General features: G+C 42.1%; 22 protein-coding genes and 4 tRNA genes. 15 read left to right on the top strand and 11 right to left on the bottom strand.

The genetic code is table 11. The annotated features are described in order from the left end of the window. Nucleotides 1-5: 5 nt before the first annotated feature. From CDG79_RS42250 to CDG79_RS11080, 3 genes are read left to right on the top strand one after another with little or no spacing between them, the layout of a single operon-like run. Nucleotides 6-1,142: a hypothetical protein gene (locus tag CDG79_RS42250; protein ID WP_189524958.1), complete on the top strand. Its 1,137-nt coding sequence runs from the start codon at nt 6-8 to the stop codon at nt 1,140-1,142. Nucleotides 1,143-1,146: 4 nt separating this feature from the next. Next, nucleotides 1,147-1,512 carry a hypothetical protein gene (locus CDG79_RS11085; protein ID WP_094342187.1) on the top strand — a complete coding sequence of 122 codons (366 nt, stop codon included), beginning with the start codon at nt 1,147-1,149 and terminating at the stop codon, nt 1,510-1,512. Between the two features lie 7 nt (nt 1,513-1,519). Further along, nucleotides 1,520-2,278, top strand: coding sequence for a hypothetical protein (locus CDG79_RS11080; protein WP_094342186.1), 759 nt, complete (start codon nt 1,520-1,522; stop codon nt 2,276-2,278). A gap of 77 nt (nt 2,279-2,355) precedes the next feature. Here the strand turns inward: CDG79_RS11080 and CDG79_RS11075 are convergent. Both CDG79_RS11075 and CDG79_RS11070 read right to left on the bottom strand, forming a co-directional pair. After that, nucleotides 2,356-2,440 (bottom strand) — tRNA-Ser (locus CDG79_RS11075). Nucleotides 2,441-2,571: 131 nt separating this feature from the next. Beyond that, nucleotides 2,572-3,492 carry a TIGR04168 family protein gene (locus CDG79_RS11070; protein ID WP_094342185.1) on the bottom strand — a complete coding sequence of 307 codons (921 nt, stop codon included), beginning with the start codon at nt 3,490-3,492 and terminating at the stop codon, nt 2,572-2,574. 149 nt (nt 3,493-3,641) lie between these two features. On the opposite strand from CDG79_RS11070, the gene nadA reads away from it, so the two are divergent. From nadA to CDG79_RS11045, 5 genes are all read left to right on the top strand, one after another. Then, complete coding sequence (gene nadA / locus CDG79_RS11065) at nt 3,642-4,616, top strand: quinolinate synthase NadA (protein ID WP_094342184.1); 975 nt, start codon at nt 3,642-3,644, stop codon at nt 4,614-4,616. Nucleotides 4,617-4,738: 122 nt separating this feature from the next. Continuing rightward, nucleotides 4,739-4,824 (top strand) — tRNA-Tyr (locus tag CDG79_RS11060). Nucleotides 4,825-4,911: 87 nt separating this feature from the next. Further along, nucleotides 4,912-4,983 (top strand) — tRNA-Thr (locus CDG79_RS11055). Nucleotides 4,984-5,138: 155 nt separating this feature from the next. After that, the gene (locus CDG79_RS11050) at nt 5,139-6,044 is read left to right on the top strand and encodes a DNA-methyltransferase (protein WP_094342183.1); all 906 of its coding nucleotides are present in this window, start codon (nt 5,139-5,141) and stop codon (nt 6,042-6,044) included. Beyond that, nucleotides 6,041-6,832 carry a PmeII family type II restriction endonuclease gene (locus CDG79_RS11045; RefSeq protein ID WP_094342182.1) on the top strand — a complete coding sequence of 264 codons (792 nt, stop codon included), beginning with the start codon at nt 6,041-6,043 and terminating at the stop codon, nt 6,830-6,832. Before CDG79_RS11050 ends, CDG79_RS11045 begins: the two co-directional genes overlap by 4 nt. 140 nt (nt 6,833-6,972) lie before the next feature. On the opposite strand, the gene CDG79_RS11040 is transcribed toward CDG79_RS11045, so the two are convergent. Further along, the gene (locus CDG79_RS11040) at nt 6,973-7,233 is read right to left on the bottom strand and encodes a chlororespiratory reduction protein 7 (RefSeq protein ID WP_094342181.1); all 261 of its coding nucleotides are present in this window, start codon (nt 7,231-7,233) and stop codon (nt 6,973-6,975) included. A gap of 616 nt (nt 7,234-7,849) precedes the next feature. Here CDG79_RS11040 and CDG79_RS11035 point away from each other — a divergent pair. Both CDG79_RS11035 and CDG79_RS11030 read left to right on the top strand, forming a co-directional pair. Beyond that, nucleotides 7,850-8,050 carry a hypothetical protein gene (locus CDG79_RS11035; protein ID WP_094331674.1) on the top strand — a complete coding sequence of 67 codons (201 nt, stop codon included), beginning with the start codon at nt 7,850-7,852 and terminating at the stop codon, nt 8,048-8,050. Then, nucleotides 8,038-9,063 carry a response regulator gene (locus CDG79_RS11030; protein ID WP_094342180.1) on the top strand — a complete coding sequence of 342 codons (1,026 nt, stop codon included), beginning with the start codon at nt 8,038-8,040 and terminating at the stop codon, nt 9,061-9,063. The genes CDG79_RS11035 and CDG79_RS11030 overlap by 13 nt, the downstream gene beginning before the upstream one ends. A 122-nt stretch (nt 9,064-9,185) precedes the next feature. Here CDG79_RS11030 and CDG79_RS11025 read toward each other — a convergent pair whose 3' ends face one another. Next, nucleotides 9,186-10,391, bottom strand: coding sequence for a histidine kinase (locus CDG79_RS11025; protein WP_189524957.1), 1,206 nt, complete (start codon nt 10,389-10,391; stop codon nt 9,186-9,188). Nucleotides 10,392-11,888: 1,497 nt separating this feature from the next. On the opposite strand from CDG79_RS11025, the gene CDG79_RS11020 reads away from it, so the two are divergent. The 3 genes from CDG79_RS11020 to CDG79_RS11010 all read left to right on the top strand — a co-directional run bounded on the left by CDG79_RS11020 (nt 11,889) and on the right by CDG79_RS11010 (nt 15,728). Continuing rightward, nucleotides 11,889-13,289: an S-layer homology domain-containing protein gene (locus tag CDG79_RS11020; protein ID WP_094342178.1), complete on the top strand. Its 1,401-nt coding sequence runs from the start codon at nt 11,889-11,891 to the stop codon at nt 13,287-13,289. A 302-nt stretch (nt 13,290-13,591) separates the two neighbouring features. Continuing rightward, the gene (locus CDG79_RS11015) at nt 13,592-14,671 is read left to right on the top strand and encodes an SGNH/GDSL hydrolase family protein (RefSeq protein ID WP_094342177.1); all 1,080 of its coding nucleotides are present in this window, start codon (nt 13,592-13,594) and stop codon (nt 14,669-14,671) included. Nucleotides 14,672-14,684: 13 nt separating this feature from the next. Then, on the top strand, nt 14,685-15,728 hold the full coding sequence (locus tag CDG79_RS11010) for a M42 family metallopeptidase (protein ID WP_094342224.1): 1,044 nt from the start codon (nt 14,685-14,687) through the stop codon (nt 15,726-15,728). A 145-nt stretch (nt 15,729-15,873) separates the two neighbouring features. Here CDG79_RS11010 and CDG79_RS11005 read toward each other — a convergent pair. Next, a tRNA-Thr gene (locus CDG79_RS11005) sits at nt 15,874-15,945 on the bottom strand. Nucleotides 15,946-15,978: 33 nt separating this feature from the next. Here CDG79_RS11005 and CDG79_RS11000 point away from each other — a divergent pair. Then, entirely contained in the window at nt 15,979-16,272 is a 294-nt protein-coding gene (locus CDG79_RS11000) for a DUF3493 domain-containing protein (RefSeq protein ID WP_094342176.1), read from the top strand. A 166-nt stretch (nt 16,273-16,438) separates the two neighbouring features. Here the strand turns inward: CDG79_RS11000 and CDG79_RS10995 are convergent, their stop codons facing one another. Further along, entirely contained in the window at nt 16,439-18,133 is a 1,695-nt protein-coding gene (locus CDG79_RS10995; protein WP_094342175.1) for a DUF1565 domain-containing protein, read from the bottom strand. Nucleotides 18,134-18,560: 427 nt separating this feature from the next. Here CDG79_RS10995 and CDG79_RS10990 point away from each other — a divergent pair, with 427 nt between their 5' ends. Beyond that, complete coding sequence (locus CDG79_RS10990; protein ID WP_094342174.1) at nt 18,561-19,031, top strand: hypothetical protein; 471 nt, start codon at nt 18,561-18,563, stop codon at nt 19,029-19,031. Between the two features lie 173 nt (nt 19,032-19,204). Here the strand turns inward: CDG79_RS10990 and CDG79_RS10985 are convergent, their stop codons facing one another. From CDG79_RS10985 to nusA, 5 genes are all read right to left on the bottom strand, one after another. Next, nucleotides 19,205-19,402, bottom strand: a complete 198-nt coding sequence (locus tag CDG79_RS10985; RefSeq protein ID WP_094342173.1) for a hypothetical protein — start codon at nt 19,400-19,402, stop codon at nt 19,205-19,207. A 193-nt stretch (nt 19,403-19,595) separates the two neighbouring features. Continuing rightward, nucleotides 19,596-20,225, bottom strand: coding sequence for a low-complexity tail membrane protein (locus CDG79_RS10980; RefSeq protein ID WP_094342172.1), 630 nt, complete (start codon nt 20,223-20,225; stop codon nt 19,596-19,598). 105 nt (nt 20,226-20,330) lie between these two features. Then, complete coding sequence (gene infB, locus CDG79_RS10975) at nt 20,331-23,498, bottom strand: translation initiation factor IF-2 (protein WP_094342171.1); 3,168 nt, start codon at nt 23,496-23,498, stop codon at nt 20,331-20,333. Nucleotides 23,499-23,980: 482 nt separating this feature from the next. Beyond that, nucleotides 23,981-24,250 (bottom strand): YlxR family protein, encoded by a 270-nt coding sequence (locus CDG79_RS10965; protein ID WP_094331183.1) that lies wholly within the window; start codon nt 24,248-24,250, stop codon nt 23,981-23,983. 149 nt (nt 24,251-24,399) lie between these two features. Next, nucleotides 24,400-25,695: a transcription termination factor NusA gene (gene nusA / locus CDG79_RS10960; protein ID WP_094342170.1), complete on the bottom strand. Its 1,296-nt coding sequence runs from the start codon at nt 25,693-25,695 to the stop codon at nt 24,400-24,402. Nucleotides 25,696-25,781 lie beyond the last annotated feature (86 nt).

Genomic DNA, 25,781 nt, shown 5'->3' with positions numbered 1-25,781 from the left:
ATTCTATGAGCATTAACGCTTTTGTGGATTATGGCTTCCCTTCTGGCAGAGATTTTTGCGTACAATTTTTGTCTAGTTCGGAGTTTAAGGCTGCAACCCTCAGAGAAATTGCTCCGTCAGCTACGAGTAAAGAAAATAAAGAAAAAATAGCTTTATACATAGCTGATTCCCTTGAAAAGGGTGAACTTACTACAGACGAAGTTCTACTAGCGTATGTCAAGCAGCCAAGGATGTGGTTGAGCATCAAGCAAGGACAGAGTGCCAATACACCTAGTTTAAAGTCGCCCGCTTTGCTATTAAGAGAATTTGGTGAAGAGGGCTGGTATGGCCCTATTCAAGAGACTACGGGATTAAAGAAATGGTATATTCGCACCTATAAGATTCCTGATTACATCCGCAGGAGGACTGGTGAAACTAGTCAATTTGAGGAATGCAATATTCGGTGGTCTGTCATTGCTGAGGTTGGTCATAATTATGTTGCTTTATCATGGGAAGGCTTCTCATTTACTCCACGCACTGATGAACACACAGAGAAATCAACACAGTTTCCTTTCTGGTTATATATTCCAGCATTCTTCGATCAATTAGCTGATTATCTGCAAGGTCAATGGGTTCACCCCAATCTTCCTCGTTTAGTTCTGCATGAAATGTGGAATAAATATCTCAATAAATCTATCAATGATTTTCACTATAAATGGCAGCACTTGCGGATAAGAGCAGAATCTGCTGGGGTTGCTCTGAATGCTCATAGTTCTGGAGTGCAAGAAATTGATACGAGTGGGTTACAGGCACTATCTCGACAATTAGCTGAATCTGCACTAGAGACACTTGGCTTTACAGATGATATAGAGAAAATCAGTAATGTTGAAAATGCCCTTTTGCGTACTCTGCTCAAAGAATGGGGCACTAAATCTTATGAATTCAGTCTAGACAGAGAAGTCAATTTGAGGGAAGCTGACACTGAAGGTTCAAAAACCAAAGCCCAATTAGAAAAGCTTTTCAAAGCACATTGTTACTTTGGACTCAAACCCGGTTCTAAAACCCAAGATTCTCTTCAGCACCTAAAGTGCCATTCAGGATACTATGGAGGGAGTACGGGTGTACTAAAGTTTCTTCTAAGGGAACTTGGACTTCGAGGCTAAGGCAATGGTCAGCTTGATTTGTAAAGGACGTTTAGATTTCCTATCTGGTGAGCAAAGGGCTGAACTGAGTAGGCACTTTCAGAAACCATCAAAAACGGCTATGCCACACCAGCTTGCCGTCAGATTGGGATTGGAATACTTTGAAGCGCTTGCAGTCATAGCTGTTCTCGAAGCTGAGGGACTCTGTGAAAATCAGCTTCTCATTTATCATAATTGTGAGCCTAATGTGCCAGCAGGGGCAATTCCCTATGGTCAAGGCTTTCCCAATTTGCCTTGGGCTTGTCCATTTTGTGAAAAGAATGTTGAAGACTACAATGAATTGTCCTTTGATATTATGGCAAAGTCTATGGATTCAATCGAATTTCTCTAATTAAAGTATGCCCAGTCAAGAAGAGTTAGTTCAATCAGCTCTCGATACTCTGGCACTTCTTAACAGAGACGACCCAGCATCAGATAAGTTAGCACCTTTTTTGTACACTGTAAAAGACCTAAGACTTTCAAAATATCTAGAACAACTCAAAGGCTTTACACAACTGAAAAATCCTACACTTCCACAAAGTAAACAAGCTGGTGAGTTGCTTGAGCAAATTGTCTGTCTTGTCTTTCGTGGACTTCAAGGAGCTACAAGCTTCAAGAGCTTTCAGTCAGCAGGGCCTCAATACGACTTTCTAGTTAGTGGAGATCAACCAGCCTGGTTATATGTTTGTAATCAGCTCTATCTTAAAGAGAATCAAAGAGGCATAGTTGTTGAAGCAAAAGCAACCAAAGATCGCTTGCCTGACAAACAGTTTGCGCGACTATGCAGCATCTTAGACTTAAATCTCTCAAGCACAGTCGGACTGGGAATATTTTTTACACTGAACGGAGCAGCAGGCTTTCCTCAATCAGGTGATGCTAGACAGAGAGCAATCAGTGACTGTAGATTACGTCAAGTAATTTTTCATGCTAAGACCCAAAAAAGAATAGTTGTCTTAGACAAAAATGACATTTTTGAGTTAGGTAAAAACGGTTCTCTAATTCAGATACTTGTTAAAAAAATCCGAGATTTAGATGAACTGAGCGGTCTTCCAACTCCATCAGTTGAGCAAACAGAGGAAATAGATTTGCCTGATCACTTAAACCAACTATGGGTGTGATACAAAATTTTGTATCAGCTTCCTGCTGAACTACTAAGCAATAGCTATTACCAATATCTAATTCCCAAACTATTCAACGGAGAGGGGGAGATTCGAACTCCCGGAGGTTTTAGCCTCATCCGATTTCAAGTCGGACGCAATCGACCACTCTGCCACCTCTCCAGTAAATCTGTCAAACTTGTGCTGATCCTAGTTTCAGACGCTATTCAGGCGCTTTTGTTGGTTAGCACTAAACTTGACAGATCATACTATACCCTATTATCTACGCAGATTGCACTACTAGATGCGAATGTCTACGACACAATCCGCGATCGCTCATACAAAATTTCCCCCTTAGCCACCTGAAAGTCATTCCCCACCCAAACTAGGGAAACTTGCGAAACCACACCCGCCTCTAGGGTGACAATGGAAAAGTTACGCAACTTCTCGCTGTCATTTTCCACAATCCTGGGGACACTAGCCGCATTTAAGTAAATTGTCCCCTCTGGACTTCTAAAGATGGGTTTGCGCTGCACCTTCTTGGTATGGCGTAAATCTCGGTGCATGTGACCAAACGTTACCAGGGGAATGGTTTTACCAGCAGTCAAGGCATGAGAAATCGCCTCGCCAAAATCTGGATCGCCAAAATCGCCGCCAATTGGGTGCCAGTCTTTGCCGCACGGGTCTTCGGGGCGATCGCCTAACCCACTAGGCCCATTGTGACCCAAAAATATAATCGTCTCGTAAGCGGCGCTTTTGATCGCTTTCACGATGCGATCGGCGGATTCTTCCAAACTCGTCACACCGTAACGTTCTTGACAGATTTCCGCGAATTTCCACTCTGGGCCACCCCAGGTAAAGGGACGACCCCCCACTACAGTTAAATTCCAAGCGGGAAAATCCAACTTACCGTAACCGACATGGGACGGGCCTAATAAATCGAGTTGTTCCTGTACCCAGTCTTCCTTAGAGCGGTCATAAGGAGCCTTTTTGCGTCCCCATTCGGTGGCGGTGTACCAGGCATCGTGGTTGCCCATTACGGCTGCTTTGGGAATATCGAGAGAGGCGATCGCTCTGACCACTTCCACCGACTCGTTGCCAAAATCCCCGACAAACAGCACTAAGTCAACACCCAAATGCTTGAGTGCAACGCCATCTTCCACTTCCCATTGGTCGTGAACGTCTCCAATTACAGCAATTTTGAGGTTTATCGATTGAGTTTTCTGACTGGTCATGCCACTTTCCTTGCCGTCTATCTCCAGGATATGAAACTCAGCCCGATTTGGACACAACCCCAAAATATCAACCGTCCACTATTTTTGGTAAAAACTACTATAATTGAATCCACAGGATATACATTTGCAACATAAAGCACCCCTAAACTGTGTTTACTACTGCACTAGCTCAACGAGAAAAAACCCAACCGGGTGAACTACCACTAGATTTGTTTGCCGCCATTGAGAGTCTCAAAAAAGAACTCAACGCAGTTATCCTGGCACATTATTATCAAGAGCCAGATATTCAGGATATTGCCGACTTTATTGGGGATTCATTACAACTGGCAAGAGCCGCCGAAAAAACCAATGCGGATGTGATTGTCTTTGCTGGTGTTCACTTCATGGCAGAAACAGCAAAGATACTTAATCCCGATAAATTAGTACTTTTACCAGATTTGAATGCTGGTTGTTCTTTAGCTGACAGTTGTCCACCGAATGAGTTTGCAGCTTTTAAAGCAGCGCATCCAAATCATTTGGTGGTGTCTTATATCAACTGCTCTGCTGATATCAAGGCGATGAGCGATATTATTTGCACCAGTTCCAACGCTGTGAAGATTGTAGAGCAGATACCGAAAGAACAGCCAATTATTTTTGCCCCAGATCGGAATTTGGGGCGGTATGTGATGGAACAGACTGGACGAGATTTGGTGCTATGGCAAGGTAGCTGTGTTGTCCATGAAACCTTTTCGGAAAAGAAAATTGTCCAGTTAAAAATCGTCCATCCTGAAGCAGAGGCGATCGCACATCCAGAATGTGAAAGTAGTGTATTGCGCCACGCCAGCTTTATTGGCTCCACAGCCGCTTTACTCAAGTATTGTCAAAACAGCCCCACCAAAGAATTTATCGTTGCGACAGAGCCGGGAATCATTCACCAAATGCAAAAACTAGCTCCTGACAAGCATTTTATTCCTGCCCCGCCGATAAATAACTGCGCTTGTAACGAATGTCCCTTTATGCGGTTAAACACCCTAGAAAAGCTCTACTGGGCAATGAAAAATCGGACTCCCGAAATTACCATGTCAGAGGATATTCGCCTTGCTGCACTGCGACCAATGCAAAGAATGCTGGAGATGAGCGTGTAACCAGTATTTTTATCAGATGGTAGAGACGCAATTTTACTGCGATCTCTACCCACAAGTTATTTTTTCTAATCACTTGCTATTTATAAAAGGTGGTGCTAAGATTTTAAATCGTGAGACAAATCGGGTCGGTGTCCGAGTGGTTAATGGAGACGGACTGTAAATCCGTTGGCTTGCGCCTACGCTGGTTCAAATCCAGCCCGGCCCACCACTTACGAAGTTATAAGTTATAATGACTGGGTTAGCATCAAAACTCCCAGCATTTTAACTTCTAGCTGAAAAATCAAAATCACATTTCGCCCGTGTGGCTCAGTGGTAGAGCACACCCTTGGTAAGGGTGAGGTCACGAGTTCAATCCTCGTCACGGGCTTTGATTATTGAAAATCAAAGTTTTTATCCAAAGTTGAGCTTGAAAGCTACTAAATTGTTTTTGCAACTTACAAAATTTTGCTGCTTTATTTTCATGCATTGAGTCTAAAAATAATGCTATTAATAAGTTTCTAAGATTTTGTGTGTATTGCGAAAATGAGTTCAAGTATTTCCCCAGAAATATCTACAGTTTCAGACCAGAATCAATCTGTTCAAAATTTAGCGGATTGGGGTAATAAAATTATCCTTGGCGACTGTTTGGATATTCTACAATCTGTTCCTCCTAATATTGTTGATCTTATTGTCACCTCGCCTCCTTATGCTGATAGTAGAAAAAATACCTATGGAGGGGTTCATCCTGATAAATATGTGGAATGGTTTTTACCCATATCTCAAGAATTGAAGCGAGTTTTGAAGGATGATGGAACATTTATATTAAACATCAAGGAAAGAGTTGTTAATAGCGAACGCCACACGTATGTTTTAGAACTTATATTGGAGATGAAAAAACAAGGTTGGTTGTGGACAGAAGAATTTATGTGGCATAAGAAAAATTGTTTTCCTGGTAAATGGTCAAATCGTTTTCGTGATTCTTGGGAGAGATGTTTACAGTTCAATAAGCAAAAAAAATTTAATATGTACCAAGAAGCAGTAATGCTTCCAATGGGTGATTGGGCTAAGTCACGATTGAAAAACTTGAGTGAAACAGATAAAAGGCGGGATAACTCAAAAGTTGGGAGTCCTTTTGGTAAGAAAGTTGCAAATTGGGTAGGTCGTGATTTGGTATATCCCACAAATGTTTTACATCTAGCAACAGAATGTAACAACAAGAGTCATAGTGCTGCTTTTCCTAAAGAACTTCCTTCATGGTTTATAAAATTATTTACTAAAGAAGGTGATTTAGTGCTTGATCCGTTTGTTGGGTCTGGGACTACGTGTGTAGTTGCAACAGAACTCAGCAGAGAATATATTGGTATAGAAATAAAACCAGATTACTATGATTTAGCAATAGCGGAGGTAAATGCTGTCAATAATAATGCTACCCAACTGAGATTACTATGAATAATTCTCTTTATCAAAATTATTATGATTATCTTTCAGAGGAAGTTGTTACTCCCTTCTATAACAATAGACTTAATAGCCTAAATAAATTACGTTTAAAAGATGTTCTGAAGCGGAAAAATCCTTATTTGTTTAAAGCTAAAAATATTGAGCTAGCTGGAGATTTGGTAAAAAGTATTGTCGATGCTTTCCTCTCTTCACAAGAAGAAACAATGTTTGGAAATTTCCTAGAAGGATTCGCTATCTATATATCTCAAACTTTATATAATGGTTTCAAATCTAATTTTAAAAGTGTAGACTTAGAATTTGAAAGAGATGATATTTATTATATAGTAGGAATTAAATCTGGAACTAGCTGGGCTAATTATGACCAGATAACTGCTATGAGAAATAATTTTAAAATCGCAAAACAAAATTTAAGACAGAATGGTATTACCAGTGAAATTATTGCAGTAAATGGCTGTATGTATGGAAGAGAAACTGTGCATTTAAAAACTAATATAGATATTGATAAAGTTTATTACAAATATGCTGGTCAGGATTTTTGGTATTTTATATCTAATGATGATAATCTTTATCAAGAAATAATTGTACCAATTGATGAAAAAGCAAAAGAGAGAGATGAAAAATTTAAATCTGCGTATGCTGCGAAAGTTAATGAAATGACTCAAGACTTTATACTCAATTTTATGACAAATAATCAAATTGATTGGGTTAAGCTGATTGATTATCTATCTAAACGAGGAAAATTTGAACTAGATAATTCTATACAAACTAGTTTATTTTGATTTCCTGGGAAAAACATTATTCTTATTCACCTGGATACAAAACTGCTTAAAAATCTCTCAATTATTTCATCCCTGATGTGGCTTATCTAAACACAAGGGTTTTTTGACTTCACTAATAGCATCAACTGCTGACCAAAAAGTTACTTTTCTAAGCGAACTGCATACCATTGCAAATATTGCCCAGTACCAATATCTAATTCGCAACTTGTGTCTAGTAAATACTGTGCTTGAGCTTCAAAAGTGTCAAATTTTTGCACATCAGGTGGTAAGTCTTGACTTCTGAGCTTTTGGAGAGTTGTTTTAAGTTTCTCTAATAACTCAGGCTGTGTTAAAAACTGTTCTTGTTGATTTGTTTCTAGAACAACAAAATTATCTTGGTGATACATTAATGGATCTGGCATTTTTAAGAATTTGGTAAATGTAAATAGATTTTGATTGTTTTGTAATAACTTCTGGTTATTGGCATGACCAAAAAAAAAGGCGATTTTATATAGTGTCTATAAACTAATTATAGTATTTAGTTGTTCAAGATATTAATCTGCATTTAGTATGTTTATCTAATTTTAGCTAATAAATTGCTGTCTTTAAAAATTAAAACCCTATTATTTTAATAATTAAGCTCATATATAGTTAATTGAATTAAATAATAGTTTTTACTAAATTTCTTAAACCAGAATGAATTTCAAGATAAGCTTTGCACCAAGCTAAATCTCAATCTTATGTAATTATACTAAACTTTCATAGACCTTACCTAATAAACTAAAGAAATTTTAGTCAAGTGAGATTAGCATTTAGTATTAGCTATCTTCTGAGCGCACTTTGGCAATAGCCTTGCCCTGCCTCACGAGGTTTCTAAACTAACTACAGAACTACATAATTGAGGTGTGTATTTGCAATTCTCAAAAAAACTGTAATTTAACTTTAACAATGGGGAAATATATAAGTAACATTTTCTCCCATAATCAAAGCCGAACAAAAAGGTAACAATTGCCTTCGTGTTCCAATTATAGATTGTCTATGCAACTTAGTTATCTACCGCTTGCTTGGCTCAAGAACATTGAGCAGTCTATTGTCAAACAACAGTTGATTTTGAAGCCAGACACACCTTTGCCGCAAATCCTGGCATTGATGAAAAGAGCGATCGCTCCCATGCGATTGAGTTGTACAGCCTTTTTCAGAATAATCCCGCAATTGGAAGGCAACTCATGTCAGGCATAAGCCCATTTTCTGTTTCTAAGCAACCACCACTGATCTTAGTGGCTGATGATGACAAGACCATCCGAGTATTGTTGCGTAAAGCTATGGAACAAGAAGGTTATCGAGTGGTTGAGGTCAATGACGGTAAGCAATGTTTAGATGCTTACGAGACTATCAGACCTGATATAGTTTTGCTAGATGCTGTAATGCCTGTCATGGATGGCTTTACCTGCTGTAAGCACTTGCTCCAAATTGCCAGGAATAATTTAATCTCAGCCCTTGCAACCTTTGATACTGACTCGACCCTTAATAATACTGTTATCTCCAAGATATGGGAGCGTACTCCCATATTGATGATCACATGCTTGGATGATGAGGACTCTGTAAACCGTGCTTTTGATGCAGGGGCAACTGATTATGTTACTAAGCCAATTCACTGGCCTGTATTGCGTCAGAGGTTGCGGCGACTGCTACAGCAAGCGCAAGTATACAAGCAATTAGAGGCGGCAAACCAAGCTTTGCAGCACCTGGCCAATGTAGATGGCTTAACTGAGTTGGCTAATCGTCGCCGTTTTGACGATTATCTCAATACTCAGTGGATTAATCTCGCACAGGAGGGATCTCCTTTGTCAATGATTTTGTGTGATATCGACTATTTTAAATTTTATAACGATAAGTATGGCCATCCTGCTGGGGATATCTGTTTACAAAAGGTGGGTGCTGTCTTAAACATAAAGGCACAAAAACATCAAGATTTAGTAGCACGTTATGGTGGCGAGGAATTTGCTGTGATTATGCCATACACCCATGCCTCTGGTGCGGTTCACATTGCCGAAGCGATACAAGCGGGAATCAAAGATTTGCAACTTGTTCATGATGGGTCTGCCGTGAGTCAGTATGTCACTCTCAGTATGGGCGTGGCGACTGTTGTCCCTACTTGGGAATCCTCACCTTCAGATTTGATTGTGCAAGCAGACAAAGCACTCTACCAAGCAAAGGCAGGAGGACGCGATCGCTTTGTTTCAAGTGATTAATAGTCATTTGTCATTTGTCATTTGTCATTTGTCATTTGTCATTTGTCATTTGTCATTTGTCATTTGTCATTTGTCATTTGTCATTTGTCATTTGTCATTTGTCATTTGTGAATGACCAATCCTTAAGAAGGATAAACTGGCAGTGTGAAGTGGAACCAGGCTCCGTTATTGGGGGCAGAGTCCACCCAAATTTGGCCATAATGTGCCAAGATGATACGTTGGCATAAACAAAGACCAATGCCGTAACCTTCTTTACCTTCATCCCGTTGCAGGCGGAAGTGGTTTTCAAAAATGCGATCGCGATTCTCTACAGGAATCCCAGGCCCAGTATCGCCAATACTAAACTGAACTTTTTGGGTAGTGCGGTGCAATCCGGCTACGCTAATCTTGCCACCTTCGGGAGTGTATTTGATGGCATTATCCAACAGATTCACTACCACTTGGCGGATGCGTTCTGGGTCAGCATATACATAAGGTAGGTCATTAGGAATATCTGTTTCTATCTCTTGGGCTTTGGCGGTGTAGCGATCGCACAATTCTTCGATTACATCCAAACATACTTTACCTAGTTGTACCTTTTGTGGTAGAATGGAGAATTCTGTGTCTGTACCACGACCTACCTGCAAAAGGTCGGCAATCATTCGGTCAATGATCTTAGTTTGATTGCGGGCTTGTTTTAATAAATGCGCCGTCATCGTTGGTTTGAGGCGGTGGAATTGCCCTGTCTCTAGATTATAATTAGATTGGAGGGTTTCCATTGCGATCGCGGCCGCAGTTAGGGGATTGCGAAGATCGTGCGCCAGCATAGCAATCACCCGATCTTTAAACTGTAGCTGCTCTTGGAGATTATCTTTTTCCTGTTTCAAGCGAAAAATTTCGTCTGAAAGTCGGATTAGTTCAGCAGAAACAGCAACTGAATGGATAGTGGATTTGGGTAATGTCGCCCGACCATTTTCGTCCATACGTTCTTGCAAGTCTTCCTGTAATTTTAAATAAGCGTCTACAGCGACTTGCCAGCGAGGCCACCAGTTTTTCAATTGCGCTATGATATTACTCCCAGCTAAAACCTGTCGTGGTTCAGGATGGATTTTGATTAAAGCTGGCGTTGCTACCAACTTAAAATGTTCTGCTAAGTAGGGTTGTTGTCCAACATCAATAATTTGAAGTTCAAAACTATACTCAGCCTGCAATTCTTTTAAGTAAGCGCGTATTCGCTGCACCTGTTGTCGGGACTTTGGGCGACCATCGACAAATAGTAACAGCTGGAGTGGAGCCTCAGAATAAATAGGCTGATCCTGGGAAACTTGCATGTAATCGTGTTTCAGCACTGGTAACAACCCGGTGACGCTTTACAGAAAGTAAAATGGACTGACGGTTGTCAATGGTCGTTGTTTTCTCTTGAATTTAATATCTATTTTAGATTTTTAATCCTCTTATCATTTGTGCGTTTTGACATAAGACATATCTTTTCAGCCTTTTGCGCTTTTTTGGGTAACTTCGTCTCCAAGAAACACCCAAGTCCCTTGAATATAAGTCTTAATTTGCCCTAGATAAAAATTTTTCGCTAGAGCCAGCACGTGAAAGGTTTAATACTATGTCAAATCAGCTAGTGGATCGGCATGTCAATTTGAATACTCGCTTTGAACAAGCCATCGCCCAACCAAACGCAGATGCTAATTGTATCTAATCTATCAGGAAGCTGTTGACTGTTCAGTCCAAATTTGTAGAGGGTTTTCTCAACCGCCAGTGCATCAGATGAAGTGTTTTTTTGCCTTTACCCAATCATTAGTAAGATTGAGAAAACAGCTATAGCTGACCTTTGCACTGCCTCTATAACTTGCGAAACATACTCTGTAGCTAGCTTTTATTTTAAGAACCGCTATCCTATCCCAGAAGAACAGGGAGGGATTGCCTAAGAGAAAGCTTGGGATAACATAGAGGCGATCGCACTTTTAGAGTTAGTACTCACTGCTTTCGAGACTTCCAGGAAGCTCTTGACTGACAGTACAAGTAACACTTTCCCCAGGAAATCTATTTATAGATATTAGGGAAACTGCTGTGACACTTGACTGCTTTGCCTAGAACCCCAGTCGCCAAGAATAACGAACTTACGCCAAGTTCCTGGAATTGCTTAACACTGGCACTTTCCAGCTATTGCCTTATTCAGCTTACCATCGTCAGATGAATAATTTCCAGAATCGATTGTAAGCCAATATTTAGCGAACTCTATTTGTTCCCCTCTTTGGGTGATGCTAAAGGGGGCTTTAGTCCTAGTCTATCACTTCAGTTGCTTGGCGATCGCATTAAGCTAGTGCATCTAGAAGTAGATTAAAGCTTTTGGTCGCTAAACTGTTCTTTGGCGAGTTCTCACTTAGTTCTCCCCTCTGCCAATTGAATATTTCCAGAACTATTTAAAAAATGGATTCTCAATTTAGTACTTTAGCCCATTCTGGCTCCTGACTCCTGAATTCTGTTTGATAAAACTCTTGTATAGCAAGTATTTCAGATTTATTTCTATTTTTTTTCCAAAAATGTTAGTTTGCCAGAATTTTAGGGAATTCTATAAATAAGCATGGGAATTATCAAAACCTAATGGCTGTAAAACAAAGACAATACGGTAGCTTTTGCTACCGTTTACTCATTTTTAGAGATATCATCTTCACCAACAGAGATATTTGCTAAGAATGAAGTGCTGAGTTGGTAGTGTCTTTGGATGATATTGAGAGGCAAAGGAGCAGAAAAGAGTCGGGAGAGAAAATTCCCAATGCCCAATTAATGAACAGTCTGCGCTAGGGTAGGAATTGAAACTCAATTTGTGATTTCCTGTGCTTCCCTGTAAACGTCCAGCTGTATTTCTAATTTGGGCTGTTATACTGACTTCTTTAACAGCCTGTGCTAACAGTCCAGTCGCCAAAAATCTTGAGGAATCTTTGGCGGCAGATCCTAAGCTACAAAGCAATCCAGTTGTTTTTGGAGAATCTCAGAGTAACCAACCACAGGCACAGTCAAACGCATCAACAGTTCAGTTACCATCTGATTTTCCTAAAGATATCCCACTATATTCCAATGCCAAACTACAGGAAGTTACACCTGCTAGCGGCTCAGAAAACAAAGTCTCAACTCGCTGGTTGACTTCCGATCCCAGCAACTTTATTGCTAGCTTTTATCGCAGCCAGTTTCAAACAAATAACTGGCAGATTTTGCAACAGCCAACAGATGATGCAGGAGGCGCTTTTGAGGCACGTCGCAACGATTTGCTGTTGAAGGTTTCTATTCAGCCTAAATCAGTTACTAACGCCACACCCAATCAACCCCAAACCGCTACTGAATTAGTGATTGAGTACGTACCTAATAGTATTGCTACGGCACAACCTGCCCCAACTACAAATTCTAACGAAACTACTAACGCCGTTCCTCAAGCAGGAAATTCACAGTTTATTGGCCCAGTACCACCTGCAAATTTAGCAGCACAGCCACCAAGTCCGACTAATAACCCAACAACTCCTACAGCCACAGCCGAATCTCAGGAATTCAACGATCTGAATAAAGTACCGCAAGAATGGCGGCAACATATCCAAGACTTAGGCAAATTAGGTGTTTTGTCTATAGAGCCAAAGGTAACTAAGAGTAATTCTACTACCACAAATAACCAGTTTGAACCCAGTAAAATCGTTACACATCGGGAATACGCTCGTTGGCTAATTGCTGCTAACAATGCTCTGTATGCAAGCAATCCAGCTAAACAAATTCGCTTGGCATCAGAAAGCACTCAACCCGTTTTTAGTGATGTTACCGCAAAAGACCCTGATTTTCCAGCAATTCAGGGATTAGCCGAAGCTGGGTTAATTCCCAGTCCTTTGTCTGGAGATTCTACAGTAGTTCTGTTTCGTCCTGATGCACCCCTAACACGCGAACAATTACTGTTGTGGAAATTACCCCTAGATACTCGCCAAGCTTTACCCTCTGCTAACTTAGATACAGTTAAACAAACCTGGGGTTTTCAAGATGCAGCCCGAATTGACCCCAAGGCTTTAAGATCGGTGTTGGCTGATTACCAAAATGGCGAACAATCAAATATTCGGCGGGTGTTTGGCTATACGACTCTGTTTCAACCCAAAAAACCAGTAACTCGTGCTGAGGCTGCTATGACTTTGTGGTATTTCGGCAGTCAAGGTGAGGGTGTGTCAGCTACTGAGGTTTTGAAATTAAAGCGAAGTTTACGATGAACTACACCATTCTATTGCGGTTAGTTCGTCAATAGCATAAAAGTGGGCAATTTCCACGCTTTAGCATATAAATTTTGCCATTTCTTTGTAATATAGCTATTTTTTCTGAAGAAAATATAAATCTAAGTACTTACAGCGTTTTTACCTGTGTTTGATGAATTTTTGAGGCATAGTTAAGCAAAACAACGTAAATTAACTCGATAGACTTACTGAGTTTTGAAGTAAGTCTATTGAGAAGTTGTCAGACTACCGCCTTTTCATTACTTTGAAACAAACTAAAAAATACCACAGGTAAAACAAATATGAAAAAACAAGCTATAGCCGCAGGATTTGTTCTCTTATCTTTCATGTTACCGCTCAAGGCAAGTGCGGCGAGTTTTAGCAAATTTTACGTATTTGGCGACAGCCTTTCTGATACTGGCAATGTCTTCGCTGCTACTGGTGGTTTAGTCGCTCCGACAACAGCCATTCCCCAAGATCCACCATACTTTCAAGGACGTTTTTCTAATCAGCAGGTTTGGGTAGACTACCTTGGAGATCAGTTGGGATTAACACCCTCTCCATACATTACTTTAAATCCTGCTATTCCCAACCAAGGAATTAACTTTGCTGTGGGCGGTGCTAGTTCTGGTCAAGGTAATGCTGTTGTTCCTAATGCACCATTACCGGGAGTACTAGAGCAAGTCGGCTTGTTGACGCAACCCATTCTACAAGCTAATCAGAAGCTCGATCCAAATGCCCTCTATGCTGTATGGGGAGGTGCAAATGATTATGTGTTTGGTCAAGCTACTAATACGACCCAAACAGTTCAGAATTTATCAGATGCAGTAGGGTTACTTGCCTCATCTGGCGCAAAAAATATTTTAGTATTTAACTTGCCTGATTTGGGCAAAATTCCCCTGGCACTCGCTACAGGTCAATCAAACAACTTGACTGCCTTAACAAATGAGCATAACAAGGAATTAGCAGAGGAACTGGACAAATTTAGCAATAATCCTGACCTCAATCTGATTTCTGTGGATGTGTCTTCCCTATTTAATCAAATACAAGTAAATCCAGGGGAATTTGGATTTCAAAATGCAACTAATCCTTGCGTAGTCGGGAATTTTCAGACAATCATCAGTGTATGCTCTCAACCAAACGATTATTTGTTTTATGACTCCGTGCATCCAACAACTAATGCTCATAAGTTAATAGCAGATGCTGCACTGGCGGCGATTGAGGCTAAGTCTGTTCCTGAACCTGCGATAAACTTGGGGATTTTAGCGCTTGGTGCTTTTGGTGCGGTAGGAGTGCTGAAGCGTCAACAAAAAAGATCGCTACTTGTATCAGCAGGTCGCGTTGTTGATGCACAATTGTCTCATACAACAGTTGAAAATTAAACTAACTGTATTGATGTGGGATTACGATCGCTTATTTCAAATTATTGAAGAATTAGTTATGCACCATTCTCCGAGTGGTGCAGAAGCTGAGATTAACCAGTTGTTGATGCAAAGATTTGCGGCGCTGGGTGTACAAGTGTGGTGCGATCGCGCCGATAATATTATTGCCAAGATTCCAGGAAAAAATCCAGACCGAGCGATCGCCATCACCGCACACAAAGACGAAATTGGTGCAATTGTCAAGAATCTCGGTGATGAAGGTCGTGTGGAAGTCCGTAAACTCGGCGGTTCTTTTCCGTGGGTTTACGGCGAAGGCGTTGTGGATTTATTGGGAGACAATGAAACCATTAGCGGTATTCTCAGCTTTGGTTCCCGCCACGTTTCCCACGAATCGCCCCAAAAAGTGCAGCAGGAAGATACGACTGTGAAGTGGGAAAATGCCTGGATTGAAACGAAGCTCACATCTGCTGAATTAGAAGCAGCTGGCATTCGACCTGGAACTAGAATGGTAATCGGCAAACATCGCAAGCATCCAATTAGGTTAAAGGATCATATTGCCAGTTACACTTTGGATAATAAAGCCTCTGTCGCCATTTTGCTAGCTTTGGCTGAAAATCTGAAGCAGCCAGCTGTTGATGTTTATCTGGTAGCTTCGGCTAAAGAAGAAGTAGGAGCAATTGGAGCATTATTTTTTACTCAAAATCAACCCTTAGATGCGCTAATTGCTTTAGAAGTTTGTCCATTATCCCAAGAATATCCTTTTAAAGATGGGGAAAGTCCTGTACTTTTATCTCAAGATTCTTATGGGATATATGATGAAGGGCTAAATGGACAACTGCGCCAATCTGCCAAGCAACTCGACATACCAGTGCAGCTAACGATACTGAGCCAGTTTGGTAGTGATGCTTCCATTGCGATGAAATTTGGCCATGTAGCGCGTGCTGCGTGTTTGGCGTTTCCTACCCAAAATACACATGGTTATGAAATTGCTCATTTAGGAGCGATCGCTAATTGTATTGATTTGTTAAAAGCGTTCTGCGAAACTGAGTTTGACTGAAGCATCAAAACTCATTTACTCCACAAAATAGAATCTAATTAATTGGGTGCGTAGCTTGCCACCGTAGGCAATCGTTTTCACACCCATCTGGATAGATGCTTGATTTATATCAAACTCTAATAATATTGAGGAATACTTTCACTAAAGCCGATGATGGGATTTGAACCCACGGCCTGCTGATTACGAATCAGCTGCTCTACCACTGAGCCACATCGGCGTACACAATCTAAGAGTATAACACGATTTAATGATGGTAGATCAAAATCCTAAAAATCGCCTTAATCCTGAACAGTATGCCAGCCTCAAAGCAGAAATAGCCGCTCCTTATCGCGGGTTACGACAATTTTTCTATATCGCTTTCGCTGCTTCTGGTTCACTCGGTGCATTCGTCTTTTTCTTCCAAGTCCTTGCCGGACGCAATGTTGAGAGTGCAATGCCAAGTTTAGCTCTCCAAGTAGGAATCGTTGCCCTAATGGTCTTCCTCTGGCGCTGGGAACAGCGTCGGCAACAACGCCCCCAATCGGGTAAAAATCCTAATTCCTAAAAGGAGTCCACCAGTTTAAATTTCAACTGGGCATCGACAATTCTGTGTTAATTAAAGACCCCAAATTTTATGTTTAAAAACACCTAAAATTAATAAAATTTACAATATTGGAAGCGCCAGACAGGTAATTTCTTAGTCTGGCGTTTCTAATTTGCTAACTAGGCATTTACTGGGCTGTTACCAAATAGGATGAAGGAATTGGTTGGGCGCGTCCAGCATTGACGAGTGCCTGGTAAACGAAGGCAGCAACTTCGGCTCTAGTCGCCTGACGATTAGGGTTGAGTTGCTTCACTGTGGGATAGTTGATTACTAATTGCCGTGAAGTTGCAGCCGCAACAGGTGCGATCGCATAATTAGGAATCTGGGCAGCATCGGTGTAAAAGGAAAGGACATTCTGATTACTTGCAGTTAAGCCCAAACCATTAGCTAAAGCTACTAACACCTGCACTCTGGGAATTTGCTGCTGTGGCTTAAAAGTGCCATCGGGATAACCAGAAACAAATTGACTCTGGTAAGCAGATTGAATTGCAGCGTAAGCCCAAAAATTTGTTGCTACATCTTTAAATTTAATGCCTGCGCGTTTAACTGGTGGTGTTAAAGCTTTAGTGACAATAGTAGCGAATTGAGCGCGGGTTACAGGTTCATTGGGTTTAAAGCTGCCATCAGGAAAGCCAGCAATAATATTTTGAGAGGCTAAAGCTTCGATGTAGGCTTTTGCCCAGAAATTTGCGGGCACATCTTTAAATGCAACAGGCCCTCCTGGCGGTACATCAACAGCTGCGGCAACAAAATCTACTGAGCCAAAAATCTTTTTCTGATCGATATCGTTACCAACAGCAATAATTTTACTGGTTTTAGTGGCGTTGTTCACATCATAACGAGTGTTATTGCGGATAAGATTACCACCAGGATTTTCGTTAGTGCCGAGGTCGGGTAGAGCATTAACAGTCGCTACTACGCCATCGCGCTTATTATTCTGAATGACATTCTTACGTAATACAGGCTTCGCTGACTCTGAGATAAAAAGACCATCTTGGTTTTCGACGATTTGGTTTTCCACAACTAGGGGTGTGGAAGTGCCACCGATCGCTAGACCAAAACCAGTATCCTGAAATAAGTTACCCCGAATTTCTCCTTGAGCCGCTTTAGCTATTGAAATCCCGTTGCCTTTGTTTTGCACAAAAAGGTTACTTTCAATTTTAGGATTGCCTGTACCCGTGACAAAAACACCTTCTCTAACACTGTTAGTAAAAGTATTGTTTTTGATGGTGGGATTAGTTGATTCCACCCACACAGCTGTACCCCGGCTATTTGGGTTAGTGACGGTGGCACCAGTAATCGTGGTATCTTGTTCGGCAAGGATGGTAATATCCTGTCTGGCAAAGGTGCGACTAGTGTAGAAACCTCCACCTGTAATTAATATCCCCTGACCTTTACTAGCTTCATCACCTCGCAGTGTTACCCCTGGTTTAAGCAACAATGGAAAAGTTTCGCCACTTTCCTGGTTATAGTTTCCAGGTGCTAATTGAATAACTGCACCTGCTTGGGCTTGACTGAGAGCAAAACTGATGCTTTTGTAGGGTGCCGATGAGGTTGTACCACGACCAGCACTATCTGCACCAGTTGCGGGATTAACGTAAATCGCTGCGGCGGTTGTCGGAACTTGCGCTGTGAGAGTTGGGGTAATACCTTTTGAGTGAGTCGCACCAGCATTAACCGCACCCGGTAGTAATATTGACCCACTAGAAACAACTAGCATTGCCGTTAGTCCGGCTCCCAGGCGCAAAGTATATCTGAGATGACTGCTAGAAAGAAGGCGAAAATTTTTCGCAAGAGTAATGTGAAAACCCCGATATTTCATTTTTTGAGTCTGTGATGTGCTGAATTATGGTATACCAAACAAGGTTTTATAGCAGCCTTGTAGCTGCTATAAAACCCATGCAAAACTATACTGGATGATTACCACTGATTCAGCTAAATTCCTTAGATACATCACAGAACTTATACATTAGTTATATTATTTTATTCAGAAAATTCTACTATAGTAGTACTTAGGCACTATACAAAACAATCATGTTGTGCATCAACGTAAATACGCCGTTTCAGATTTTTATTAATCATTCATTGATGGTAAATAGATCCGCGTCGTAGGGGCAATTCATGAATTACCCCTACGAAGGATCTGGTTTTTCCAATCATCTATACTTGGTCTTTCCTATCAATGCGTAAGTCGTATGTTATATAAATTCTTAAAATATTAGAGGAATTTTACACTGGGAGATAATATTATGCAAAAAAATATTTTTCTAATTAAATTTTTATCAGCTGCTTTGATTTTATTGACAGCGAAGGTTGCATTTAGTCAGTCAGTATTCAGACGTGCACAATCCTCTATTCCTCTCAATTCTGATGTAAAAACAGGTTGTTATATTCAAAGAACAGATAATATAAATTTAAATATATTATGTAAAAAAGTAATTGAGCCAATTAAGTTAACAAAACAAACTAAAGAGGATGAATCCAAGGATGGAGAAGGGGCAGAGTATAACGATGAATTAGATGGTTGGGCTGAAGAGACAAAGTATCTAACTGAACTAAATGAACTGAAAAACCGCATTGAAATACGTAATAGAAATAGTGGGATTAGGCTAGTTCAAATATGTGATGATAAAGGGAAGTGTTCATCAATAGTATGTGATGATAAAGGGAAGTGTTCATCAACAATTCGTAATCTTGATTTAGAAGTATCAAGTCAATAACTAGGGGCGGCAGAGAAAAATAAGGTAAGCGATGGGATGGACTGACTTTAGAATATTTTTAATCTGTAATTCTATTGCGTTCCCTTGTATCGCTTTTAGTCTAAACTCCAGTTGCAGAGTGTATACCATCAACTCCGCCGCTTGCAAACGACCCTAGAAGATTTATTTGCTGTTTAGTAAGCTAAAGTTTCTAAAGTTTCCCTTAAATACCGTTGTACTTGCTGTTCCAAGCGAATTCCGTGTAATTGAGTATCACGCTCTAGTTGCCAGCGTTGAAAACCGGAACTGGTGGAGATCGCACATTTGAGACTATACCAAATTTCAGTGTCAGCAGAAAATTGGCGATCGCTAGAAGCTGGAATTTGAGCCATAGTTTCTCATTCCTTTGTTTTTACTTCAAGGGTAACTGGGAATTGGGAATGGGGCATTGGGGATTGGGAATGGGGCATTGGGCAATAATTAATACTTTTTCTCCCTCTGTCTCCCCTGCTACCTTTGCTTCCTCTGCCTCTCCTGCTTCCCCTACTACTTCTTTCTAGCCTTTTAAAGTAAATAATATTACTTTCAGGGCTGTGATGAATCTGTATTAATCCTAAACAAGGATTGCAATAATCGGGGGACGATTTGATTAACCCGCACCCCTAAAATGGTAAAATCTTGCTTAATCTTTTCTAAAGATAATGGTTCTATCCCAGCGAATTCTGTGTCATTAGTCACTAAAACTCGCATTACACTCACAGGTATTTGTAAAAATAGATTACTACCCAAAAAAGCTAACCCCGCAAGCACTAATGCGGCGCTGCGCCATTGTGGGAGAAATTTAGCTGAATTTGCTACTAATGGGGCAATTTGGTAGAGATGCCACAGCACCCAAACTGACAATACTGCTGCCACTAATGCCAGGATACGATTTAACTTTGTATTAATTAAACAGAGAATTTTTCGCTGCCGTTCAGTCAGATTTTCTGGCTTTAGGGCTATTCCTAAAAGAGCAAATATATAAAAAGGGCGACGTAACTGCATCCATAGCAGGGGAAGAATACCAATGGCAGCAACTAAAGATAGCTCCATCCAGACTGGCAAAAACGGCTCGCCTACAGACAAAAACAATAAGCACAGGACTAAAAAAACAGGCAATGTCGCCAGTCCAGCGACGTGAATCCACAAAATAGGTTCAGAACGAAATGAATGCATATTATAAAAAGTTGTGAGTTAAGAATTAGGAGTTAGGAATTAGTAGCCTTTAACTCCTAACTCCTAATTTATTACTCCTAACTTCTAACCATTTTACCCTCAACACTATCTCGTTAAGGTGAGAGTGCGGCGCTTCGTAACCATCTGATAGGATTCGATGATGTCACCTTCAACCCAATCATTGAATTTATCCATGCCGACACCGCATTCGTAACCGGCGTTGACTTCACGGGCATCTTCTTTCATCCGTTTTAGGGAATCAAGAACGCCTTCAAAGATCACCTTACCGCCACGTCGTATCCTGACTTTGCAGTTGCGAACTAGCTTGCCAGATTGAACGTAGCAACCGGCAACAGCACCGCGACCGACTGGGAAGACGGCACGGACTTCAGTTTGACCCAAGGGTTCTTCCACCAACTCTGGTTCCAAAAGACCTTCCAAGGCATCTTGGATATCTTCTAGGAGTTTGTAGATGACGTTGTATTCTCGGACATCTACACCTGCTTCATCGGCGGCTTGTCTAGCGCCACTGGCAAAGGTGGTGTTGAAGCCAATGATTACAGCGTTACTGGCAGCTGCTAAATCGATATCTGTCTCGGTGATTTCCCCAGCAGTAGCCAAGAGCATCCGAATTTGGACTTCGTTTTGTGGAATTTGCTTGAGCGCTCCCACAATGGCTTCTACGGAACCTTGTACGTCTCCTTTCAAGATCAAGTTGAGTTCTTTCAACTCGCCTTCTTGGGCTTGAGCCGACAGGGTTGTCAGGGTAACACGACCTTGTAACAGGCGTGATAGGCGTTGTCTATCGGCGCGATCGCTAGCAAGGGATCTGGCTTCTTTTTCGTTCTGGAAGACCTCGAACTCGTCGCCGGCTGCTGGTACATCACTTAAACCTAGTACCTCGACAGCAAAGGAAGGAGAAGCAATGTCTACTCTCTTACTTCTGTCATCCACCATCGCCCGGACTTTACCGAAGGCCGAACCAGCTACTAAGATATCTCCCACATGCAGGGTACCATTCTGAATTAGCAGGGTAGCAACTGCTCCCTTGGCTTTATCCAGATGGGCTTCAATGACAGTTCCTTTGGCAGCACGATCTGGGTTAGCAGATAGTTCTCCAACTTCTGCTACTAAGAGAATCATCTCTAAGAGCGTATCTAGATTTTCACCTCTGATGGCGCTCACGGGAACCATAATTGTCTCACCACCCCAGTCTTCTGCGGTCAGACCATACTGGGTCAGTTCTTGTTTCACCCGCTCCGGTTGTGCCCCTTCTTTGTCAATTTTGTTGATGGCTACAACAATTGGCACTCCCGCAGCTTGGGCGTGGCTAATGGCTTCAATGGTTTGGGGACGCACACCATCATCAGCAGCCACTACCAACACGGCAATGTCTGTTACCCTAGCTCCTCTAGCCCGCATCGCTGTAAAGGCTTCGTGACCAGGGGTATCCAAGAAGACTATCTGCTGGGGTTTGCCCTCATGTTCTATATCCACATGGTACGCACCGATGTGCTGTGTGATCCCACCAGCTTCGCCAGCAGCCACTTTTGTTTTGCGAATTGAGTCGAGCAGGGTTGTTTTACCGTGGTCTACGTGACCCATGATTGTCACCACAGGCGGACGGCGGTGGAGATATTCTAAGTCTTCTGCGCCGACCATTTCGGTAATTTTCCGAGCTTCTGCTTCTCGCTCGACGGTTTCAACTTCTATTTCTAGTTCTTTTCCTACCAGGGTAATTGTGGGAATATCTAGATTTTGAGTGATACTCACCGCCATACCTTTGAGGAACAAGATTTTGACAATCTCTGTATCGGCAACCGCTAAAACGTCAGACAGTTCTTGCACAGTCAAGGGGCCTGTGATCGTCACCTTTTCGGGGCGATCGCGCTTGGTGTCAGCTTCTTGTTGGTGGCGACGGTTATTGTGATGGTCGCGGCTAGAACCAGATTTAGAACCAGGTTTCCTACTTCCTCTAGCAGTTGGGGCGCTAGCAAGGCTTGCACCCGGCATCTGTACAGGTCGAGTTGCTTTTGGTTTGGGAGGACGAGCGATTGATAGGCTGACTTGGACGGTTGCTGGTGAGTCGATATCGTCATCATCCAACAAATCTTCTTCAAATTCATCGTCCAGTATCGGCTTGATCCGCTTGCCTTTAACGCCAGCTTTAGCCTTCTCTTTAACTTCGTCGATTATTTCCTCTTCTACCCACTTCTTGCCGCCTTTGGTCGGGCGAGGTGGGCTTGGGCGTTTCAAGTCGAGGAGATCGGGTGGTGCAACTGGCTCATCACCCATTCCTTGAGATTTGCCGGCTATTCCTGACATTTGTCTGGGTGGAGTAGCGATCGGCATTGCGGCTGCTATCCCTTCACCAGGACGCGCTGGTCTGGGTCTTTGCCCCTCTCCTAGTTGTGATGGTGCAGATGGTCTATTGCCCCTCTGCTCTGGTCTGGTGGGCGCAGGGGTAGGCCTGGCCTGTCTTTGTGGTGCAGATTGTGGAGATTGGTCAGTTGGCAGTTTCGCAACTCTCGGCTTAATTTGCTCGCGATCGCCTTCAACAGGTTTTACCCGTTGGTCGCGTTTGAGAATTGGTTTATCTGCTTGAGACACTTGCTCATCTTGCACTTGCACCTCGGCAACTTCAGCTGCCGGTCTTGACGGAGGGGCAACTAATTGTGGTTTTTGAGGTTTTTCCGATTTCGGTCTGGGTGCAACTACTTTTTCTGGTTTTTGCGATGCTACTTTTTCCGGTGCCTGATTTTGATTAGGCGTTTGTTCCAAGTTAGTGACAGGAGGTTGCTCTTGAGTCTCAGATTGAGTCCGGGGTACAGGTCGAGTTGGTACCGTAGGCTTCATGGGTGAGACTGGTGTAGCAAAAGGCCGTGGAGGTGAGGGAGGATTAGCTTCAGACAAGGCAGCTTGGGTATTGTTGGCAACTGACGCATCAGGGGCGTTGGAGGTAGTATTTCTCAATATTGTGGGTTTGCGTATTTCCAAAATTTGCTGTTTGTGGGGTGCAGCAGGTCGGTTACGTCCGCCGTTTGGTGGTGAATTTGGCTTATGGCTGGTTGTACCTAGTTCCTTTTTGGCCGACACATTCGTAGTTGCAAGCTTTTCTGCTGCCGCCCGGATGTTTTCTGCCTCGGATTCTGAAATCGTGCTGCTATGACTTTTGACTGAGATGTCGAGCTGCTCGCAAATTGCTAATAGCTCTTTGTTATCCAAATTCAATTCCTTTGATAATTCATAGATTCTAACTTTGCCGTTGGTCATCCACTCTTCCCCTTTAATTTACAGTTTTAGCGGATGGTTGCCTGGTTTGCGACATCTCCATCCTTGGATTACTGTTTTTAGACTGCCGTTTAGTTTTTGCCGGTGCCTCCAATCAGGAAAGAGAGATGTTTCGGTTTAATAATGGCATCCCCACCAGAAATGATGGTTGAGGGACACCCATAAAAATTTTTTAAATAAAAGATTTTTATCGGAACCCTTGATGCCGAACTGCGCCTGAGCGCTACCAGGTTGCCATTTTGTAGTTTCTTGTTTTGTTGATTCTGAATCTTCCACAACACAATCGATTACATCTTGTTCTGGGAATGTTGCCTCGCCTCTCTTACTTTATTGGAGAGCCGAATGCCTTTTACACCCATTTACTATTTTGGCACTAACCTTAACGTTCCATAGAGGGTGTGATAAAAGCACGACTTCGGCTTTCGCACAATTCCTCTGGTGATAACGTCACAAAGTTGTTCCAATTAAATTTGGTTTTGGGTATTGCTGATGGCTAGACGTTGCGACAAGCTTTGGTACAGTGTTTCTGGCACTGATGCATGTAGCGATCGCCCTAGTCGATTTTTTTTTTGAGCCGCTTGTAAGCAACTCGTTTGCGGACAAATATAGGCAGAACGCCCCATGCCCCGATCTAATTGTACCTTTCCCGATGGAAAGACGCGGACAATCCGCCAAAACTCATCTTTTGACCCTACTTTTCGGCAACTAATACAGCGCCGATAATTTGGTTTCATCAGTTTTCTACAATCTCAGTCCAGCATTCTAGGTGTAAAAAGTAAGTTGTTTATTACTATTTTTTACTTATACCAAAGTGTCTTTCAGGAAATAATCCTTGAGACTTGGACTACAATCCACATTATCAAAACTTTACAAGGTTAATCAATTACTCGTCATCATTATTGTCAAAACTATCCTCTTCTTCTAATTCGTCCTGATTTTCATCCTCTAATTCTTCCTCAAAGTCAAGATCGTCTTGCTCTGACTGATATTTAGCCCTGACAGCTGTAAATTTCTCATCCTCTCCTACATAGTCATATTTAGCTTTGTCTTTGATGTCTATTTTCCAACCAGTCAGGCGGGCTGCCAAACGGACATTTTGTCCTTCTTTCCCAATGGCTAAACTAAGTTGATCTTCAGCCACGAGTACGTGAGTTTGCCGGGATTCTGGATCCATTAGGCGTACTTCATCTACCCGGGCTGGACTTAAAGCATTAGCGATGTATGTTGCTGGGTCTGGCGACCAGCGAATTACATCTATTTTTTCACCGCGTAATTCGTTGACTACCACTTGAATTCGCGATCCCCTGGCTCCAATACAAGCGCCAACTGGGTCTACATCGCGATCGAGAGTATCTACAGCTATTTTAGTCCGGGGGCCGACATAACGGGAGGGGGGGTTTGCCTCCCTAGCTACGGCAACAATCCGTACCACTTCATCTTCAATTTCTGGGACTTCGTTGGCGAAAAGATAAACCACCAAACCAGCATCAGCCCGAGATACAAGCAATTGTGGCCCTCGTTGTTGACCTTGGGAGACTTTTTTCAGATATACCTTGAAGGTAGCATTTGCCCGATAATTATCATTGGGCAACTGTTCCCGCTTCGGTAATTCGGCTTCTACTTCTGGCTGACCAAAATTACTGGTGACTGCCAAAACTACTGATTGCCGTTCAAACCGTAGGACTCTTGCTTGGAGAACAGTTCCTTCTAAATCTTGGAACTCTTCTTGCACCATCTGGCGCTGTTGATCCCGTAATTTTTGCGCCAATACCTGCTTAGTTTGCATCGCCGCCATCCGACCAAATTCTCCTTGGTCGGGGGTAACATCCAGTACCACTGAGTCGCCTAACTGTGCTTCAGGAGCTACTTGTTGAACTTCCTCTAGGGAAATTTGGTGATCTGTGTTATTGACTTCTTCGACAATGGTTTTGGTGGAAAGAACGCGAAATCCTTCTCCTTCAATATCGAGTTCTACTTCAAAATTCTCAAAATAATCTTCGTCAAACTGTTTGCGCTCTAAATTTTGGGCGCGACGATAACGTTCGTAGCCTTTGAGTAGTGCTTCTCTAATAGCTGATTGAACTGCAAGACGGGGTAAATTCCGCTCGCGACTTATACTTTCAATTAATTCTTTTAATCCAGCTAAGTGCCCCTCTGCCTCTTGTAGCCAATGCCCCATGCCCCATGCCCTATACTCGACTATCCATTAAATGCGCTAAACTCGTATGAGGGCGAACCATCATTGGTTCGTCACAAGACTTCTTG

It is taken from the genome of Nostoc sp. 'Peltigera membranacea cyanobiont' 232, from assembly GCF_002245985.1.
GTDB lineage: Bacteria > Cyanobacteriota > Cyanobacteriia > Cyanobacteriales > Nostocaceae > Nostoc.
This window is presented reverse-complemented; position numbering and strand designations above follow the sequence as displayed.